At 73.0% G+C, this 18,799-nt stretch carries 16 protein-coding genes; 4 read left to right on the plus strand and 12 right to left on the minus strand.

Translation table 11 applies throughout. The features are described from left to right. The coding region (locus ACGFT1_RS20940) for a hypothetical protein (protein ID WP_373910453.1) at positions 1-226 on the plus strand (226 nt) is incomplete at its 5' end. 130 nt (positions 227-356) lie between these two features. Here the strand turns inward: ACGFT1_RS20940 and ACGFT1_RS20945 are convergent. After that, positions 357-1,364, minus strand: a complete 1,008-nt coding sequence (locus ACGFT1_RS20945) for a stage II sporulation protein M (protein WP_373910454.1) — start codon at positions 1,362-1,364, stop codon at positions 357-359. A 142-nt stretch (positions 1,365-1,506) separates the two neighbouring features. Here ACGFT1_RS20945 and ACGFT1_RS20950 point away from each other — a divergent pair, with 142 nt between their 5' ends. After that, positions 1,507-2,466 (plus strand): RDD family protein, encoded by a 960-nt coding sequence (locus ACGFT1_RS20950; protein ID WP_373910455.1) that lies wholly within the window; start codon positions 1,507-1,509, stop codon positions 2,464-2,466. 54 nt (positions 2,467-2,520) lie between these two features. Here the strand turns inward: ACGFT1_RS20950 and ACGFT1_RS20955 are convergent, their stop codons facing one another. Together ACGFT1_RS20955 and ahcY are read right to left on the minus strand one after the other, a co-directional pair. Continuing rightward, on the minus strand, positions 2,521-3,135 hold the full coding sequence (locus tag ACGFT1_RS20955; RefSeq protein ID WP_373910456.1) for a hypothetical protein: 615 nt from the start codon (positions 3,133-3,135) through the stop codon (positions 2,521-2,523). 216 nt (positions 3,136-3,351) lie between these two features. Beyond that, positions 3,352-4,809: an adenosylhomocysteinase gene (gene ahcY, locus ACGFT1_RS20960; protein WP_373910457.1), complete on the minus strand. Its 1,458-nt coding sequence runs from the start codon at positions 4,807-4,809 to the stop codon at positions 3,352-3,354. 529 nt (positions 4,810-5,338) lie between these two features. On the opposite strand from ahcY, the gene ACGFT1_RS20965 reads away from it, so the two are divergent. Continuing rightward, positions 5,339-5,722, plus strand: coding sequence for a S26 family signal peptidase (locus ACGFT1_RS20965; protein WP_373910458.1), 384 nt, complete (start codon positions 5,339-5,341; stop codon positions 5,720-5,722). 22 nt (positions 5,723-5,744) lie between these two features. Here the strand turns inward: ACGFT1_RS20965 and ACGFT1_RS20970 are convergent, their stop codons facing one another. The 6 genes from ACGFT1_RS20970 to ACGFT1_RS20995 all read right to left on the minus strand — a co-directional run bounded on the left by ACGFT1_RS20970 (position 5,745) and on the right by ACGFT1_RS20995 (position 11,521). Continuing rightward, positions 5,745-6,725 (minus strand): cation diffusion facilitator family transporter, encoded by a 981-nt coding sequence (locus ACGFT1_RS20970; protein ID WP_373910459.1) that lies wholly within the window; start codon positions 6,723-6,725, stop codon positions 5,745-5,747. 140 nt (positions 6,726-6,865) lie between these two features. Further along, the gene (manA, locus tag ACGFT1_RS20975; protein ID WP_373910460.1) at positions 6,866-8,017 is read right to left on the minus strand and encodes a mannose-6-phosphate isomerase, class I; all 1,152 of its coding nucleotides are present in this window, start codon (positions 8,015-8,017) and stop codon (positions 6,866-6,868) included. Positions 8,018-8,118: 101 nt separating this feature from the next. Beyond that, positions 8,119-9,246, minus strand: coding sequence for an SIS domain-containing protein (locus tag ACGFT1_RS20980; RefSeq protein WP_373910461.1), 1,128 nt, complete (start codon positions 9,244-9,246; stop codon positions 8,119-8,121). 136 nt (positions 9,247-9,382) lie between these two features. Beyond that, entirely contained in the window at positions 9,383-9,553 is a 171-nt protein-coding gene (locus ACGFT1_RS20985; protein WP_023550037.1) for a Trm112 family protein, read from the minus strand. Between the two features lie 70 nt (positions 9,554-9,623). Next, positions 9,624-10,988 (minus strand): phosphomannomutase/phosphoglucomutase, encoded by a 1,365-nt coding sequence (locus ACGFT1_RS20990; protein ID WP_373910462.1) that lies wholly within the window; start codon positions 10,986-10,988, stop codon positions 9,624-9,626. 155 nt (positions 10,989-11,143) lie between these two features. After that, entirely contained in the window at positions 11,144-11,521 is a 378-nt protein-coding gene (locus ACGFT1_RS20995) for a DUF3499 domain-containing protein (RefSeq protein ID WP_373910463.1), read from the minus strand. Between the two features lie 398 nt (positions 11,522-11,919). On the opposite strand from ACGFT1_RS20995, the gene ACGFT1_RS21000 reads away from it, so the two are divergent. Beyond that, a complete protein-coding gene (locus ACGFT1_RS21000) occupies positions 11,920-12,306 on the plus strand; it encodes a metallopeptidase family protein (protein ID WP_373910464.1) in 387 nt (128 codons plus the stop codon). 162 nt (positions 12,307-12,468) lie between these two features. On the opposite strand, the gene ACGFT1_RS21005 is transcribed toward ACGFT1_RS21000, so the two are convergent. The 3 genes from ACGFT1_RS21005 to ACGFT1_RS21015 all read right to left on the minus strand — a co-directional run bounded on the left by ACGFT1_RS21005 (position 12,469) and on the right by ACGFT1_RS21015 (position 18,223). Beyond that, the gene (locus tag ACGFT1_RS21005; protein WP_373910465.1) at positions 12,469-13,962 is read right to left on the minus strand and encodes a DUF5719 family protein; all 1,494 of its coding nucleotides are present in this window, start codon (positions 13,960-13,962) and stop codon (positions 12,469-12,471) included. Further along, positions 13,959-17,726: a glycosyltransferase gene (locus ACGFT1_RS21010; RefSeq protein WP_373910466.1), complete on the minus strand. Its 3,768-nt coding sequence runs from the start codon at positions 17,724-17,726 to the stop codon at positions 13,959-13,961. The genes ACGFT1_RS21005 and ACGFT1_RS21010 overlap by 4 nt, the downstream gene beginning before the upstream one ends. Positions 17,727-17,959: 233 nt before the next feature. Then, the gene (locus ACGFT1_RS21015) at positions 17,960-18,223 is read right to left on the minus strand and encodes a WhiB family transcriptional regulator (RefSeq protein WP_003975777.1); all 264 of its coding nucleotides are present in this window, start codon (positions 18,221-18,223) and stop codon (positions 17,960-17,962) included. Between the last annotated feature and the right edge of the window lie 576 nt (positions 18,224-18,799).

Here is an 18,799-nt window from a genome sequence, read left to right on the forward strand (position 1 = left end):
CGGGCTTTCCTCCGGGCGCTTCCCTTCGGTCTTGCGTTTCCGACTCTATCAGATCTTTTCTCGACCCGATTTCCTCGGTGCTTTCCAGGTTCCCGCTTCCGCGTTTCCCTTTCCGGCGGTTCCGACTTTATCAGAAGTTCTTGGCCGGTCTGACCGGCCGTTCATTTCCGAATTATCGGGGGGTGCTTCTCGGAATGCCGTTCACGGCTTTGGAGAAGCTGGTTGATTCTATCGGCCGTCACCGGACGCTGTCCAGTTCCTAGGCAACTGTTTGAATCTACCTCCCCACGAGCTCCGTGTCAACGGCTCTTGCGGGGCGAAGAGGAGACTAGCAGCTCGCGCGGGCCGGATGCACATCAGGCGGCCGTGGGCACGGATGCGCTGCGGTCCACCGCCTCGAGGTCGCCCGTCTCGCCCGCGCGTGCCGCGCGGCCGCCCAGGACGTAGACGTACGCCAGGAACGCCAGCTCGGCCACGATCCCGATGCCGATGCGCGCCCACGTGGGCAGGTCGGAGGGGGTGACGAAGCCTTCGATGGCGCCGGAGACGAACAGCACGAGAGCGAGACCGATCGCCATCCCGATGGCGGCCCGCCCCTCCTCCGCGAGTGCGGCACGCCGCGTGCGGGGGCCGGGGTCCACAACGGTCCAGCCGAGCCGCAGTCCCGTACCGGCGGCGACGAACACGGCGGTCAGTTCGAGCAGGCCGTGCGGAAGGACCAGCCCGAGGAAGGTGTCGAGACGGCCGGCCGAGGACATGAGACCGAAGCCGACGCCCAGGTTGAGCATGTTCTCGAAGAGGATCCAGAGGACCGGCAGGCCCAGGAAGACTCCCAGGACCAGGCACATCGCCGCGGCCTGGGCGTTGTTGGTCCACACCTGGGCGGCGAAGGCGGTCGCGGGGTGGCTGGAGTAGTAGGTCTCGTACTCACCACCGGGGCGGGTCAGCTCGCGCAGCTGGCTGGGGGCTGCGATGGAGGACTGCACGTCGGGGTGGGTGCCGATCCACCAGCCCAGGAGGACGGCGATCGCGGTGGAGACGAGTGCCGTGGGGATCCACCAGTGCCGGGCGCGGTAGACGGCCGCGGGGAAGCTCCGGCCCAGGAAGCGCGTGACGTCACTCCATGAGGCGCGGCGGGTGCCGGTGACGACACTGCGCGCGCGTGCCACGAGTTGGCTGAGCCGTCCCGTCAGCTGCGGGTCCGGTGCGCTGGACCGGATGAGGGAGAGGTGGGTGGCGGTGCGCTGGTAGAGGACGACGAGTTCGTCCGCCTCGGCGCCGGTGAGGCGGCGCCGGCGCCGCAGGAGAGCATCGAGACGGTCCCATTCGGCTCGGTGCACGGAGACGAAGACGTCCAAGTCCATCGGGTCTGCCTGCTCCTCGGCTGATCGTCCACGGCTCGTCGTGGATGCTCGTGGATGTTGTCAGCTTGTCGTACTGGGACGCGATGCGCCCACAGCTTGGCAGACTTGCAGTTCAGGGGCGGACCGGTGAAGGGCGGCGGGCGTGAGCGAGCTGGTGACGGGCGAGGCGGTGGCACTGGAGCTGCGGCCCGCGAAGCTGCCGAGCAGGGCGCTGGCCGTGTTGCTCGACCTGGTGGTGGCCGTCTTCGCCTATCTCGTCGTGCTCATGGCCCTGGCGTTGTCGACCGCTTCACTGGACGAGGCGGCGCAGGTGGCGTTGTCCATCGCGTCGTTCCTGCTGGTGCTGGTCGGCGGCCCGATCGCGGTGGAGACCCTGAGTCACGGGCGTTCACTGGGGAAGCTGGCCTTCGGCCTGCGGGTGGTACGGGACGACGGCGGGCCGATCCGGTTCCGGCACGCGTTGGTGCGGGGCGCGGTCGGGGTGATCGAAATCCTCATGACACTGGGGGTCGTGGCCTGCATCGCCTCTCTGGTGTCGGCGCGGGGGCGGCGGCTGGGGGACGTGTTCGCGGGCACGCTGGTCGTGCGCGAGCGGATACCCGCCGGGCGGACCGGGTTCGTACCGCCTCCGCCTCCCTGGCTCGTGGGGCGCTTCGCCGGGCTGGATCTGTCGGCGGTTCCGGACGGGCTGTGGCTCGCCGTGCGGCAGTACCTGACGCGGGCGTGGCAGCTGGACCCGCAGGTGTCGGCGGGGATGGCGCAGCGGCTCGCGGCCGACCTCGCGGCACGTACGGGCACTCCGGCGCCGGTGGATCTTCCTCCGGCCGCGTTCCTGGCGGCCGTGGTGCACGAGCGGCAGTCCCGCGAGGTCAGGAAGGTGTTCGGCGGTGGGTTCGCCCCGCCGCCGGGACAGCCGGTTGTCCCGGTCGGTCATCAGCCCCGGTCCGCCCATCCGGCCGCTCACCCGCCGCAGGCCGTTCATCAGCCCTCGATGGTCCGGCCGCAGGGTTCGGTTCAGGCTCCCGCCGCTCCGTCGGCGGCGCCGGCGCGGGGCGAACCGGCGGGCGGCCAGCCGGTCACCGGGTTCGCGCCGCCGGCGTAACGCGTGGCCTGCCCGGGACTCGGGGCGCGGCGGCCGGATGCGTGAGCCGTGTGGTCAGGGGAATACCGACGGCGGTGACTGGAGGTCCTCCAGCTCGATGCCGGGTGCGGCCAGGACGACGTCTCCGGCGAGGTGCACGGTGTGCCGTTCGCCCGTGTCCAGGGCTGTGACCTGGTATGCGTCCACGGTCAGGGGGCCGTTGTCAGTGGCGTGTGTTTCGCTGTCCACCAGCGCCCAGGACTGGTCCACGGTGCGGGGGGCGAGGACCGGGTCGGTGAGGGCCACGAGGCGTACGCGGGTCGCCGCGGACGAGGGGGTGAGGCGCAGCAGACGGGCGGTCGCGACGAGGAACGCGGGGGACATGCCGGTGAAGGCATGGGCGCGCACATTGCCTTCGGTGGCATAGGTGCCGGTGGGGTCGGTCCGGACCCAGGTGACGCCGTCGAGGGCGGCGCCGCGTACCTGCCAGCCACCCGCGTGGAGTTCCAGGCGGATGGGGCGGCCGAGGTCGTCCAGGGTGAGGTCGACCGAGCCGCGGTGGTCGCCGGCGGGAGTCGTCAGCTGAGAGACGTAACGCCAGCCGGACGGGCCGGGGGCGCACTGGAAGTGTTCTTCAGCGAGGGGGGTGCGATCGTGCGGATCGTGGAGCGAATAACGGCCGCGGGGCATGGGGGTCCTGGGTCTTGACGGACTGACGGCCGGCCGGGCCGTTGACCCGGGCCCGGTCGGTGAACCGGTCGGTCGCCCGCCGCCGGGGCGGCTGGGCAAAGGGACAGGCCCCCGGCACGGGGGTGCGGGGGCCTGTCCCGGAGGTCCTGCTGCCGGGGATGGTGCGTCGGTGCGCCGACGCACTCACCCCGGGGGCCGGGCTACGCGATCACCGGCTCAGTAGCGGTAGTGGTCCGACTTGAACGGGCCGTCGACCTCGACGCCGATGTACGCGGCCTGCTCCGGGCGGAGCTTGGTGAGCTTGACACCGAGCGCGTCCAGGTGGAGGCGGGCGACCTTCTCGTCGAGGTGCTTGGGCAGCACGTAGACGCCGGTCGGGTATTCGTCGGGCTTGGTGAACAGCTCGATCTGGGCCAGGGTCTGGTCCGCGAAGGAGTTGGACATCACGAACGACGGGTGACCGGTGGCGTTGCCCAGGTTCAGCAGGCGGCCCTCGGACAGCACGATGAGCTTCTTGCCCTCCGGGAAGGTCCAGGTGTGGACCTGCGGCTTGACCTCGTCCTTGACGATGCCGGGGATCTTCGCGAGGCCGGCCATGTCGATCTCGTTGTCGAAGTGACCGATGTTGCCGACGATCGCCTGGTGCTTCATCCTCGCCATGTCCGACGCGAGGATGATGTCCTTGTTGCCGGTGGTGGTGATGAAGATGTCGGCGGTCTCGACGACCTCGTCCAGGGTGGTGACCTGGTAGCCGTCCATCGCCGCCTGGAGGGCGCAGATCGGGTCGATCTCGGTGATGATCACACGGGCGCCCTGGCCGCGCAGGGACTCGGCACAGCCCTTGCCCACGTCGCCGTAACCGCACACGACCGCGGTCTTGCCGCCGATCAGGACGTCGGTGGCACGGTTGATGCCGTCGACCAGGGAGTGGCGGCAGCCGTACTTGTTGTCGAACTTCGACTTGGTGACCGCGTCGTTGACGTTGATCGCCGGGAAGAGGAGGGCGCCGTCGCGCTGCATCTCGTACAGGCGGTGGACACCGGTCGTGGTCTCCTCGGTGACACCACGGATCTCGGAGGCCAGCTGGGTCCACTTCTGGGGGTTCTCGCCCAGGGTGCGGTGCAGCAGCTGGAGGATGACGCGGTGCTCGTCGGACTCGGCGGTCTCCAGGCCAGGGACCTTGCCGTCCTTCTCGTACTCGACGCCCTTGTGGACGAGGAGGGTGGCGTCACCGCCGTCGTCGAGGATCATGTTCGGGCCGCCGGTGGGGGTGCCCGGCCAGGTCAGCGCCTGCTCGGTGCACCACCAGTACTCCTCCAGGGACTCGCCCTTCCAGGCGAAGACCGGGATGCCCTGCGGGTTGTCCGGCGTGCCGTTCGGGCCGACGGCGATGGCGGCGGCCGCGTGGTCCTGGGTGGAGAAGATGTTGCAGGAGGCCCAGCGGACCTGGGCGCCGAGGGCGACCAGGGTCTCGATGAGCACGGCGGTCTGCACGGTCATGTGCAGCGAGCCCGTGACGCGGGCGCCGGCCAGCGGCTGCGCCTCGGCGTACTCCTTGCGGAGCGCCATCAGGCCGGGCATCTCGTGCTCGGCGAGGGAGATCTCCTTGCGGCCGAACTCGGCCAGTGAGAGATCGGCGACCTTGAAGTCCTGTCGGTTGTCGACAGTCGTCATTGTGCTCCTCGGGATCGGGGCGAGGTAGGTACGGCTGGTCTGCGCGGCGGCGGACACAGGGGTGCCCGAGAAGAGGACACAGGCATGCCCACGTGCGCGCAGCGCAGTCCGTCGGAGGCCCTCTCTCCCTCGGCCGGTCCACGTGGGACCGCCCGACCGCCATCAGCAGCGACGTCTGGCTCCGTCCCAAGCTACACCGGAGGGCCCGTCCGCCCCCAGTCCTCCTTCGTGGGCACCGGGCCGTACGGACGGCTGTCCGGGGGCCGGGTCCGGCGGCCGGCGGGTGGGGGTCGAGCGTGCGGCCGGGGGCGGCACACCGGTCTGACTTGGGACTTCTCGCTCTCCGAGGGCGGAGGCGGTGACCGGGGCGCTGCGGTTCGCGGGGTGTGCGGGACGCGGCGCGCGCGGCCGGAAGCGTGAGGAGATCGACGTGATCGGTCCGGCCGGGGCCGACGGCCGTGATCTTCCGCACCTCCAGCGGCACGGAGTGCACGCTGGGCCTATATCGTCCGCGCCGGGGACGGGCCGTGTGGTCTGCTGCACGGTCGTGGCGGGCAAGGAGCGGATCGCCGTGGACGGGAGGCCGATGCAGGAGCCGTACGTCTATGGGGGCGACGCCGACGGGCTGCACCGGTCGTACGACGTCAGGGTGCCGCGTGGCCGGCTGATCCTCAGGGGGGACCACCGGTCCGACTCGATGGATTCGCGGTTCTTCGCCTCCGACCGGTACGGAACGCTTCCGGTGGCCGCCGTACGGGGGCGGGTGACGGGCGGGCAGGCGCTCCTGTCCCTGCTGGGTGCGGCCGTGGTGCTGGTCGTGACCGGTGCCGGGCTGGGGATCGGTGCCCTGGCCGTACGGCGGCGGAGGGCGCCGGCGGTGCCGCCGGTGCCCTGGCCCGTGCGGCCCGTCTGACGGCGGGCGCCGCCTACGGCGCTCAGTGACCGGTCGCGTGGGGGTTCGGGCCGCCCGGGGTGGCCTGGGGGTCCGGGCCCTTGGCGGCCTCGGCCTCGCTGTAGATGTCCGGTTCCAGATAGATGACGCGGGCGATGGGGACGGCGGTGCGGATGCGCGTCTCGGCGGCGTTGATGGCGTTGGCGACCTCGGCGGCCGTGTCGTCGTGCCGGACGGCGATCTTGGCGGCGATCAGCAGTTCCTCGGGGCCGAGGTGCAGGGTGCGCATGTGGATGATGCGGGTGACCGTGGCCCCGTCGACGATCGCGGCCTCGATCTTCTTGACGTCGTCGAGGCCCGCGGCCTCGCCGAGGAGCAGCGACTTGGTCTCTGCGGCCAGGACGAGGGCGATGAGGACGAGCAGGACACCGATGCAGACGGTGCCGATGCCGTCCCAGATGCCGTCGCCGGTGAGCAGGGAGAGGCCGACGCCGCCGAGGGCGAGGGCCAGGCCGATGAGCGCGCCGAAGTCCTCCAGCAGGACGACGGGCAGTTCGGGTGCCTTGGCGCGGCGGATGAACTGGGCCCAGGAGAGCGTGCCGCGCGTCTGGTTGGATTCCTTGATGGCCGTACGGAAGGAGAAGCCCTCGGCGATGATCGCGAAGGCGAGGACGCCCACCGGCCAGTACCAGTGCTCCAGCTGGTGCGGGTGACGGACCTTCTCGTAGCCCTCGTAGATGGCGAACATGCCGCCGATCGAGAACAGGACGATCGAGACGAGGAAGGCGTAGATGAACCGTTCGCGGCCGTAGCCGAAGGGGTGTTGGGGGGTCGCCTCGCGCTGTGCCTTCTTGCCGCCGACGAGCAGCAGGAACTGGTTGCCGGAGTCGGCGAGCGAGTGGACGCCCTCGGCGAGCATCGAGGAGGAGCCGCTGAACGCGAACGCCACGAACTTCGATGCCGCGATCGCGAGGTTGGCGCCGAGTGCCGCCACGATCGCCCTGGTACCGCCTGACGCGCTCATGTGTCCGCGTTGTCCCTTCGCCTCTGTCGCCTCGTACGTCCCTGCCGTCAGGACGTGTGCCCGGCTTTGCCCGGCCTTTGCCGGTGGATCATTCTTGCAGTCCGGCCGGGCCGCGCCGCGTCACCCGTCCACAGGCCCGGTCATACGATCACAGTGGCGCGGAAGACCGTGCCGGCGCCCGAGATCTCCGCCTTCTCGTCGGCCGGGACGAAGACCGATCGGCCGGGGCCCAGTTCGTGTTCCCCGGCCCGGACGGTACCCGCCGTGCAGAGCAGGATCTGCGGGGTGTCCCGGGTGAGGTCGTGGGCGCTGCCGGCCTGCGGGAGGACGTACCGGGAGAGGCGGAACTCGTCGATCGGCGTCTCGTAGACCTCTTCGCCGTCCGGGGACGCCTCGGGGCGCAGCACGCCCGGGTCGCTCGGTTCGAAGCGGACGATCCGCAGGAGCTCGGGGACGTCGACGTGCTTGGGGGTGAGGCCGCAGCGCAGGACGTTGTCGGAGTTGGCCATGATCTCGACGCCGAGGCCGTTGAGGTAGGCGTGCGGGATGCCGGCGCCCAGGAAGAGGGCTTCGCCGGCTTGCAGGCGGACGTGGTTGAGCAGCATGGCGGCGAGTACGCCGGGGTCGCCCGGGTAGTGGTGGGCGATGTCGGCGTAGGGCGCGTAGGCGCCGCCGAGGCGGGTGCAGGCGGCGGTGGCCTCGGCGACCGTGCGGGCCATCTCCCGCGGGTCGGCGCTGAGGACGGCGGTGAGGACCTCGCGCAGGGCCGCGTCCTCGGGGTGGGCGCGCAGCAGGTCGACGTACGGCTCGAGGGAGCCGACGCCGAGGCCGGCGAGCAGGCTGGCGGCCTCGGCCGGGTCGCGGAAGCCGCACAGGCCGTCGAAGTCGGTGAGGGCGCAGATCAGTTCGGGCTTGTGGTTGGCGTCCTTGTAGTTGCGCTGCGGGGCGTCGACGGGAACGCCGCGGCGCTCCTCGTCGGCGTAGCCCTGCCGGGCCTGTGCCAGGTCGGGGTGCACCTGGAGGGACAGCGGCGCGCCGGCGGCGAGGATCTTGAGCAGGAACGGCAGGCGGGGGCCGAACCTGGCGACCGCGCGGGGGCCCAGTTCGCGCTCCGGGTCGGCGTCGATGACCTCGGCGAGCGTCCCGCGCGTGGTGCGCGAGGGGGCGCCCGGGTGGGCGCCCATCCACATCTCCGCCTGGGGTTCCCCGGTCGGCTCGGTGCCGAGGAGGTGCGGGATGGCGGTGGGGGAACCCCAGGCGTAAGGGCGGACGGTGTTGTCGAGGCGGTCCATGTGTCTTCTCTGTCTCCGTACGTACGCTGCTCGGCCGGCGCCGGTGGCTACGCCGGTCGCGGCACCGGTACGGGCACGGCTGGTCCGGCCCGGAGCAAAGATCAGGCTCCGGAAGCGAGCGCCAGGTAAACGGCGGCGAAATCCGTGACGGCGATCAGTTCCGCGAGGGTCTCGAGTTCGCCGCCTTCCTCGGGTTCGAGCTCGCTGATCGGCGTGTCGTGGTCGAGGGCCAGGTCACGGGCGGCGGGCGCGGCGGTGAGCCCGCTTGTCGGGCGGTCGCGGAGGAGCACCACGCGCGCGTGCAGCGCGGGGGGCTCCTCCACGCGGTCGCGGAAGAAGTCCTCCGGATCGGCGCCGGCGGCCAGTGGGCCGGCCAGCAGTGCGGCGTGCGCTGCGAGCGCCTCGGGCAGTTCGGCGACCAGGGCGGGCCGGCCGGCGAGTTCGGCGAGGGCGGCGGCGAACCGGCGGCCGGCCGGGCCCGCCGAGGTGCCTTCCGTCCAGATCACGGGGAGCCCGTCGGCGAGTTCCGCGGCCAGGGTCTTGGCCGGGTTGGCGTAGGTCGCGATGGCGGGGCCGCAGCGTTCCGCGATGCGGTCCAGGCGGTCGGCGATCCGTTCGATGGCCTCAGGCGGGGCGTCGAGCAGGCCGACGCGGTCCAGGAGGGCCAGCAGCGGGGTCAGCAGGGCCCAGAAGACGCCCGGGGCGGACCCGGCAAGCGGTTCCTGCTGGTCGTACGGTGCGGTCGCCATCGGCACGAACAGGCCGTGCGCGCCGGCGGCCGCCTCGGCGAGCGGGGTGCTCCCCGGGGCGACGGCGACGACTGAACAGCCGCGCCGGTAGGCCTGCTCGGCGAGGAGGGAGAGGCTCGGTTCGGTGCCGTCCGGGGTGGCGATCAGCAGCAGGTCCACCGAGCCGGCCCAGCCGGGCAGTTCCCAGCGCAGGGCGCCCGGCGCCGGGGCGACACCGGTGGGGGCCAGCCGGACCACGGGGCTGCCGGGGCCGGCCAGCGTGCCGAGGAGGTCGGCGGTGTGGGTGGCGGCGACGCCCGGGCCCGCGATCAGGACGGCGCGCGGACGGCCGTCGGGGGTGAGACCGCCGACGCCGGCCTCGGCGGTGTGCCGGGCGGCGGTGCGCACGCGGGCACCGGCCTCCGCGGCGCCGCGGAGCAGGCCTCGGCGGTCGGCCTCGGAGAGACCCTCCGGGGTGTCGAGCAGCGATTCGTCCAGCATGGGCGGCAGCCTCCATCGCCGGGGGGTCCTGGGCAGAGCCTTTGCGGGGGGTGGCGCGGGGCGCCTCGCCGCCACGGGGAAACAGGGCCTCGTGGCCGCGACGTGCTGGGGCCTCGCTACGGCGTGCGGGGTCCCGTCACCCGGGGCGGCGGGCCTCGTCGACGAGGAGGACCGGGATGTCGTCGCGCACGGGGTAGGCGAGGCCGCAGTCCTGGCCGGTGCAGATCAGCTCGGTGTCCTGCTCCTTGAGGGGGGCGTGGCAGGCCGGGCAGGCGAGGATCTCCAGGAGGCCGGCTTCGAGCGGCATGGGGTGTCCCTTCGGGAGCGTGCGGGTGTCTGTGGATGCCCGGTCAGCGTACCGCTGGTGGGCAGGCCGCTCAGCTCCTGATGATCGCCAGGGCCTCGTCCCTGATCTTGGCCATCGTGGCCTCGTCCTTCGCCTCCGCGTTCAGCCGCAGGAGGGGCTCGGTGTTGGAGGGGCGGACGTTGAACCACCAGTCGGCCGCGGCGACGGTGAGGCCGTCGAGGTCGTCGAGGGTGACGTCGGCGCGGCCCTCGTACGCGGTGCGGACCGCGGCCAGACGGGCGGTCTGGTCGGCGACGGTGGAGTTGATCTCGCCGGATCCGGCGTAGCGGTCGTACCGGTCGACCAGGCCGGAGAGCGGGCCTTCCTGGCCGCCGAGGGCCGCGAGGACGTGCAGGGCGGCCAGCATGCCCGTGTCGGCGTTCCAGAAGTCCTTGAAGTAGTAGTGGGCGGAGTGCTCGCCGCCGAAGATCGCGCCGGTACGGGCCATCTCGGCCTTGATGAAGGAGTGGCCGACCCGGGTGCGGGCCGGGGTGCCGCCGTTCTCCCGTACGACCTCCGGGACCGTGCGGGACGTGATCAGGTTGTGGATGACCGTGCCCGTGCCGCCGTTGCGGGCGAGTTCGCGGGCGGCGACCAGCGCGGTGATCGCGGACGGGGAGACGGGGTCGCCGTTCTCGTCCACGACGAAGCAGCGGTCGGCGTCGCCGTCGAAGGCGATGCCGAGGTCGGCGCCCTCCGCCGGGACCCGCTTCTGGAGGTCCACGAGGTTCGCCGGGTCCAGTGGGTTGGCCTCGTGGTTGGGGAAGGTCCCGTCCAGCTCGAAGTACATCGGGACGAGGGTCAGGGGCAGGCCGGCGAAGACCTGGGGGACCGTGTGGCCGCCCATGCCGTTGCCGGCGTCGACCACGACCTTCAGGGGGCGGACGGAGGTCAGGTCGACCAGGGAGCGCAGGTACGCCGCGTAGTCCTCCAGCGTCTCGCGCGAGGAGAGGGTTCCCGGTCGGCCCACGGGCTCAGGAGCGCCCTGCTCCAGCCAGCGCTCGGCCAGCTCGCGGATCTCCGCGAGGCCGGTGTCCTGGCCGACGGGGGCGGCGCCCGCGCGGCACAGCTTGATGCCGTTGTACCGGGCCGGGTTGTGGGAGGCGGTGAACATGGCGCCCGGCAGGTCCAGCGCGCCCGAGGCGTAGTAGAGCTGGTCCGTGGAGCACAGGCCGATCTCGGTGACGTCCACGCCGCGGTCCGCCGCGCCGCGCGCGAAGGCGCGGGAGAGGCCGGGGGAGGAGGGCCGCATGTCGTGGCCGACGACGATGGCCGCCGCCCCCGTCACCTCGGCGAAGGCGGCGCCGAACAGGGCGGCCAGTTTCTCGTCCCACTGGTCCGGGACCACACCGCGCACGTCGTACGCCTTCACGAGCTGCGACAGATCAGCAGTCACGGCCAACCCTTCCGAAGTCCTATGGGTGCCCACAAACTACCCGTCCGGGGTGCGGGGTCGGTGCGCGGACACCGGGTGGACGCCCGGCGGGCCCTGCGGCGGTGACGCCCGCGGGAGGAGAACCGTCACGCCTGACGGGGTGGCGGAGGGTGCGCTCAGTTGTCCGGGGAGCGCAGAACCCTCAGGTGACCGCGGCGGGCCACCTCCATGGGGTCCACCGAGCGGCTTCCGCCGCCGCCCGCCCCGGCCGCGCGCTGCTGCGGGCGCGCCGCCTCGCGTACGGCGTTGGCAAGCGCTTCCAGATCGTCTCCGCTGGGCCGCGCGGGAGCGGAGCCGTCAAGGAGGCGGACGACCTCCCAGCCGCGCGGGGCGGTGAGGCGCTCGGAGTGCTCGGCGCACAGGTCGTAGCAGTGGGGTTCGGCGTAGGTGGCGAGCGGGCCGAGGACCGCGGTCGAGTCGGCGTAGACGTACGTCAGCGTCGCGACGGCGGGTCGGCCGCAGGCGGTGCGCGAACAGCGACGTACAGGGCTCACGACGTTGGACGGTACCGCACTCTTGAGCGGGCCGCGACGACTCTCCCCCAGGTCACTCCACCGTGTCGTGCTGTGAAACGCCCCACACGCCGCTCCGGGCGGCCCCCGCTGACCTGCGCGGAGGGCCTTCATACGGCTGCCGGGCAGCGGGACGACCGGTCATATTTCGGTACAGACACCGCCGATCGTCTTGGGTTCAGTGATCCCTGAAGAGCGCGGGAACGAGCCAGACCTTGGCCGGAACGGTCGCCCTGCGACACGAGTGATCACCGTCTGTTGCCGTGTGAAGACGGACGGGCGCGGGGCGCGGGGACTACGCTTCACCGGTGATGGACAACCGTGTACCGCCCCGTGCCGCCGGACCCGGACCCCGTCGCCGTGATCGCCACGGGCGGGGCATGCGGGGGCCGATCGCACCGCCGCAGGTGCCCCTCGCGGCCAGCCGTGCCGAGGTGTTCGCGGACCTGGTCCAGGACTCCGTGGACCGTCTCGAGCGGCGCTGGCCGCAGCTGGCCGACTTCGACTTCCTCGTAGTGGAGGTGCCCCGGCTGGAGGGGCGGGGGGAGCAGGCGGCCTGGAGCGACGAGTCCGTGCCGCTCGGCGGGACCGTCCCCGCGCGGGAGGGGCGGCGGGCCCGGGTCGTCGTGTACCGGCGGCCGGTGGAGATCCGGACCAAGGGACGCGACGAGCGGGCCGCGCTGGTGCACGAGATCGTGGTGGAGCAGGTGGCCGAGCTGCTCGGGCTGACTCCGGAGACCGTGGATCCGCGGTACGGGGAGGACTAGGCCCTCTCGTCCGGCGGGGCGCCCCGGCGGCTTCGGCCCGGTCGGCGCTTCAGGCGGGTGGCGCGGGAATCCCGCGCCACCTTCCTACGGCCGCCTGCCCCGCCTCTGCCCGCGGCGACCCGCTCGGCTGGGCCCGCCCGCTCGCGGACGCCGGCCCGCCGCCTACTTCTGGAGGATCGCCAGATCCTGCTCCGCCTGGGGAACCGCCACCGTGCCGTGGTCGTTCGGCAGGGTCTGGACGGTGAAGGCGGGGAGGTCGGTACCGGTGACGGCGAGGGTGCGCGCGGCGTAGACGGGGCCGCCGGACGTGGGCTCCACCGTGAGGGCGTACGTGCCCTTCAGGCCGGCCGGGACCGGGGCGGGGATGTCCTGTGTGGTGCCGGATTTCACCGTGTACGTCCTGGTGACCGGCGTTCCGCCCTCGCTGCCGGCCGACGCGGTGACCTTGACCGTGGCCGTCGCGGTGGGGGCCGTCAGGGCGAGGGTGGTGCCCTTCGCCCGGTTGCCGGCCGACGTCGCGCGCGTGCCGACGGCGGCGGTGGCCGGGATGAATGCCGTTTCCTTGTTGCCGCCCTTGCCCCGGACGACCTGGAGCGCCGCGACGACCGGGACCGGCCGGCCGGTGGGGGTCAGGACCAGGGAGCCGGCCTCGCCGCGGGTGACGTCGCCGAGGTCCACCGCACCGGTCATGCCGGACTTGACGTGCAGCGTCTCGTTCCCGGCCGGGGTGATCAGGCCGTCGGGCGAGGCCAGGCGGATCTTCAGGTCGGCGTCGTCGTCGCCGGGCGTGAAGGCGATGAGGCGGACGTCGGTGGCGTCCTTCGGGATGCCGGGCAGGACCAGGCTGCCGGCCGGGTCGGCGGCGGCGGCCAGCCAGTCGCCGCCCGCCTTGTCGTCCAGGGCCTGCACGGCCGCGCCGACCCGCCCGCTGCGCACGCCGACGTGCACGGTCAGGTCCGCCTGCCGCTCGTCGGTGAGCGTGGAGAGCAGGAACGCCTTGGCGGTGTGCGGCTTGACGGTGAGGTTCTCGCCCAGGGGGGACTTGATCGCCCCGTCTTTGCCGAACAGCTCGATGTCGACGACGGCGGCGGAGTCGTCGGGGTTGATCAGGTGGACGTAGTCGGTGCGGCCGGCGGCCGTGGCGGCGCCCGGGAACCAGAACTCGGTGTCCGCGCCGGTGCAGTTGACGCCCTGGAGGCCGCGGCCGGTGCCGGCGGCGACCTCGGTGGTCTCCTGGAGGGTCCAGCCGGGGGCGAACCCGCCGTCCGCCGTGCCGACCAGTGCGGGGGCGGCGCCGGAGGTGTCGCCGGTGACCGGCGTGCCCGGCGCCTTCGGGGTGAGTACCGGCCGGCCGGTGCTCTGCTTGCCGCCCTTGCCCTTCCCGCTCCCGGCCGCGTCCCCGGCGGCCGCCCGGAGCCGCGCCGTGCCGTTGCGCGCGGCGCCCTTGGTGACGGGGGTGAACGACGTGTACGACGTGTCCGCGATGTCCGAGTCGCTGGGTGCCGGGCACAGCAGGCCGGTGCGTTCTACGGGCAGCCGGGCGGCCGTCCGGGGGGCGGCTGCGCCGGTCGCGGCAGGTGTGGCCACCGCGGCGAACGCGGTGACGGCGGCCAGCGCGGCCGTGCCGGCGAACAGGGACAGGGTGGTGCGGTTCACTGCTGGCTCCCGTCGGGGCGTTCGTTGCCGGTGCCGTGGGGATGGGCCGGGTCGTAACCCTGCCGGGCGGGGTCATGAGCCGGGTCGTGACCCTGACGGGCGGGATCGTGAGCCGGGTCGTAACCCTGACGGGCGGGATCGTAGGCCTGCTCGTACCCCTGACGGGCGGGATCGTAGGCCTGCTCGTACCCCTGGTCATAACCCTGCTGCTGGTACGCCGCCGGCTCGTAGGGGGGCTGGTCGGCGCCACCGTTGTAGGCGTAAGGGTCGTAGGGGGCCGCCTGGTAGGGGTCGGGCTGCTGGTACGCCTGCTGGTCGTAGCCCGTCGCGGTGGGGTACGGGTCGGTGCCGTAGCCGCCGTTCGCCGTGTCGCCGTAGGTGGCCGGGTTCCACTCGTCGTAGGACTGCTGGTGGGGTACGGCCACCGGGGGCTGCTCGGTGGGCGCGGGCACGGGCGGGTTCTCGGCGGGCGGGTTCTCGGCGGGCGATTCCTCGGCCTGGGCGCGCAGGCGGCGGGCGCGGCGGCCCTCGCCGGTGGTGGCCTGCGCGGGCACCGGCTGCTCCTCGGGCAGGTCGTCGTCGACGTCGCGGCGGCGGCCGGGCAGGGCGAGGACGACCAGGACGACGGCGAGCGCGCCCTGGGCCCACAGCCAGGCGGTATGAGCGAGCGGCGCGTCGTAGGTGACATCGAGCCTGCCGCCGGTGGACGGCAGCCGGAAGCCCTGGGCCCAGCCGTCGACCGTGGTCGGGGTGAGCGGCTTGCCGTCCAGGGTCGCCGTCCAGCCGTCGGCGGCGCTGTCGGCCAGGCGCAGGACGCGGCCGCCCGAGCCCGACGGGATCGTGGTGTGGATCTCCACCGGTCCCGCGGCGACCGGCTGGGCCGGGCCCGGGCCGGCGGCGGGCACGATGGCCGCGCGGGAGACCTCCTGGTCGACGCGCCACAGGGCGTTCCCGCTCTGCCGGCTGAGCCGGGACAGGCCGGGGGTGGCGTCCAGGACGCGGGTAGTGTCGCGGGGGGCGCCCTGGTGCACAAGGACGTAGCGCACGGCGAAGCCGCCGAGTTCGTCGGCCTGGTCGGCGCCGGAGCCGGCGACCAGGTTGGCGACCACCTTGTCCAGGCGGGGGTTCTCGCCCTCGGCGGCGGCGAGTTCGGCGTCCCCCATGCGGGCGCCGGAGCCGCGGACCAGGGTGTAGCGCACGCGCGCGGTGGAATCGCTGTCCAGGATCAGGGTGCGGGCCCGGTCGCCGGTGGCGGAGTCCTCGGCGACGAACGCGGGCACCTGCGAGGGGTCGCGACGCTCCAGGGGGCCGTCGGCGCCGCGGATCATCCAGCCGGCGGCGACGAGCAGCGGGCCGGCGGCCGAGGCGAAGGCGATCAGGGCGGCGACGGGCTGGCGCCAGCCGAAGCTCTGCTCGGCCACACGCGCGCGTGCGCCGTCGGCGCCGAGCGCGGCGGCGGCCAGCAGGGCGATGCCGTAGACGAGGGTGGCCGGTCCCGCCCAGGCGGAGCGGTTGGACAGGACGGCGGACACGAGGCCGACGAGGGCGACGACCCAGGCGGTACGGATGCCGAGCTGCCGTTCGGAGCGCAGGAGTGCGGCGAGGGCGGCGAGCACGATGCCGATGAGCATCAGGCCGTGCACGGTGCCGGGGCCACCGGGGCTGGAGCCGAGCAGATCCAGCGCGGAGGCCGCCGAGGGGCCGTACTCCAGGCCGGCCTCGCGGAGGAAACCGGCCGGCAGGAGGGTCAGCGACCAGGGCGCGAGGACGAGCAGCGGGGTGCCGAGCTGGACGAGGAAGCGCAGGCCGTGGGCGACGAGGTCGCGGCGACGCAGGACGAGTACGCCGAGGCCGAGGAGCAGTGCGACGGGCCAGACGATCGGCGTGAAGGCGGTGGCGATGCTCAGCAGCAGCGCGTACGCCCAGGTGGCTCGCCAGCTGCCGGGGGCACCGGCGCGGTGCGCGAGGCCGCTCGCGGCGACGCCCGCGCGCGCGATGAGCGGGAGCAGGACGGCGAGGACGGCGGTGCCGATGTGGCCGCCGGCCAGGGCGCCGGTGGTGGCGGGCAGGAAGGCGTAGCCGATGGCCGCCCAGGCGCGCAGCAGCCGGGAGGTGACCAGGGGGCGGGACGCGAAGTAGGCGGTGCATCCGGCGAGCGGCACCGAGCAGACCAGCAGGACGGTGACGGCGAGCCCGGTGGATCCGAACAGGAGGGAGCCGAGGGCCGCGACGAAGGCCAGGTAGGGCGGGGCGGACGGGGTGCCGCCGGAGCCGACCGGGTGCCAGGCGTCCAGGTAGCGGGACCACAGGTCGCCGGCGTCGGCCGGGGCCGGCAGCAGGGCGCCGCCGCCGAGCGCGCCGCCGCCGAGCAGGGCGCGGCAGGCGGCGAGGGAGACGAGCAGCAGGGCGAGGAAGAGCACCGGGCCGGGCCGGCGGGCGATCCGCCGGAGCCGGGCGAACTGCTCGACCTCCAGGAAGTCGGCGTCGTCGCCGCCGGGCCCGGATTCCACGGCGCCGCCGTGCCGGCCGGCCGAGGTGGTGTCGATGTCGGAGTCGCTGGTGAAGTGGCCCGCGAGCTGTTCCACGGTGGCCCGGACGGTGGCGCCGGGCGGCGGGAACAGGGCGCGCAGTTCGCCCTTGTCGGTCTGCGCGGGGCCGCGGCGGCGCCGGGCGGCGATGATCCGCTCGGGGCGCAGCAGCGTGCTCAGCAGGCCGCGGATCTCGTCGAGGGCCTGACCGGGGACCTTGCCGACGAGGTAGGCGAGGGTCCGCAGGACGGTGCCGAGGACGATCCGCGTCAGCACCCAGGGCAGCGCGGCCGTACGGGTGTTGACGAGGAGGGTGTAGACGGCGCCGGCCTTGTCGACCTTGTGCGGGGAGGCGGTGGTGCGGCCCGCGCAGTCGACGGCGCGGCGCTCCCGGGAGGCGGCCTCGGCGTGCCGGACGACCGCGTCGGGGGCGACCAGGACGCGGCGGCCGGCGGTGTGGACGCGCCAGCACAGGTCGACGTCGTCGCGCATCAGGGGCAGCCGGCGGTCGAAGCCGCCGAGCTGTTCGTAGACGTCGCGGCGGATGAGCATGCCGGCGGTGGAGACGGACAGCACGGTGCGGACGTGGTCGTGCTGGCCCTGGTCCTGTTCGCGGCGGTCCAGGCCGGTCCAGCGGCGGCCAGAGTTGGCGAGGGTGACGCCGACCTCCAGCAGCTGGCGGCGGTCATACCAGCCGCGCAGCTTGGGGCCGACGACCGCGACGTCGTCGCGGCCGAGTTCGAGTTCGGTGTCGACGACCCGCAGGAGCTGGGCGAGGGCGTCGGGTTCGGGGGCGCAGTCGTCGTGCAGCAGCCACAGCCACTGCACGGGTTCGCCGTGCGGCAGTTCGGGCAGGTCGTAGGCGTCGTCGCGCCAGCTGCGCGTCACCGGGTCCCAGCCGCTGGGGCGCTTGAGGTACGGCAGGTCCTCCGGGGTGAGGACGGGCGCGGTGCGGCTCGCCTCCTCCACGGCCTGGCCGAAGCCGGTACGGCGGGCGAGGTGCAGCACGTTGGCGTCGCCGAGGGCGTCGGTGAGCAGCTGGGCGGAGCCGTCCGCGCTGCCGGTGTCGGCGGCCACCGCGTACTGGACGGGGCGCTCCTGGCCGAGCAGCCCGGCGAGCGCGTCGGGCAGCCAGCGGGCGCCGTCGTGGGAGACGAGGACCGCGGTCACCACATGGCGCGGGAACTCAGGGGTGGCGGTGCCGTCTTGGGCCGCCGTATGGCTGTGCACGGACATCGAGGTACGGGCCCCGGTTCGATGGACTGCGGTGGACGCCCGCGCCTCCTCGTGCGTCGAGGGGACGGTGGGGCGTCTCGGACGAGCGACCACACTATCGGCTGGCCATGACTACGGCCCGCCGCCTGTGGACAACCCACCGGCGCCGGGCCGTTCGTGACGCTCCCGTGTGTACGCGTGCGTGTGCGCATCCGCGTACGGCTGTGCGCGTGCGGCCGTACGCGCGGCTGTGCTCAGACCGCGGCCTTCTTCAGCCGGCGGCGTTCCCGCTCGGACAGGCCGCCCCAGATGCCGAAGCGCTCGTCGTTGGCGAGGGCGTACTCGAGGCACTCGGAGCGGACCTCGCAGGCGAGACAGACCTTTTTGGCCTCTCTGGTGGAGCCGCCCTTCTCGGGGAAGAAGGACTCGGGGTCGGTCTGGGCGCACAGCGCGCGCTCCTGCCAGCCGAGTTCCTCGTCCGCGTCGTCGACCAGCAGTTGCTGCACCAGCTCGGTCATGTGCGCCCCTCGTCCGTCTTTCACGTCCCCGTGCGTGGCCGTTACCGATTCCGGCTGAACGACACGAGTGAAATTACAAGTGTGCTGCTCCGGGCGAGTCAAGCCGAGATCTGCTATTGGGCCCGTTATTCACTCTGCGGAACCAAGGCCGTGCGGAAAGTGTTCAAATAGGCATAAACCTGGCCATGCAGACGGGACCCACGAGGTGGCCGAAAGCCGTACACCTGTCTGTACGGAGAAGGACGTCCCCGTGTTCGATCGCGTTCCGTGAGGCTCGAGCGCTCGGATGTGCCCCATGTGTCCCGCCATCCCGGTGAACAAACCTTTCACCTGCCAGAAGAACCGGATGAGGTGAAACATGTCCCACATACCGGGCGACGAGTTGACAGTGCGGGTGTGACCCGGTGTCCTAGTGGGCATGCTCGCGAACTCGGCGCCCGCCTCGACCCGCTCCGCCGGGTCCCTCGGTGCCGCCCGCGCGCGCTGTAGCTGTTGTTGCTGTCCCAGCTGTTGAGCCCAGCCCGCTCCGGCTGTCCCCGAGTCCATCCCGGCTCGGCCGCGTTCCCCGCTCCGTGA

This window comes from Streptomyces sp. Y20 (assembly GCF_043195475.1).
Classification (GTDB): Bacteria; Actinomycetota; Actinomycetes; order Streptomycetales; family Streptomycetaceae; genus Streptomyces.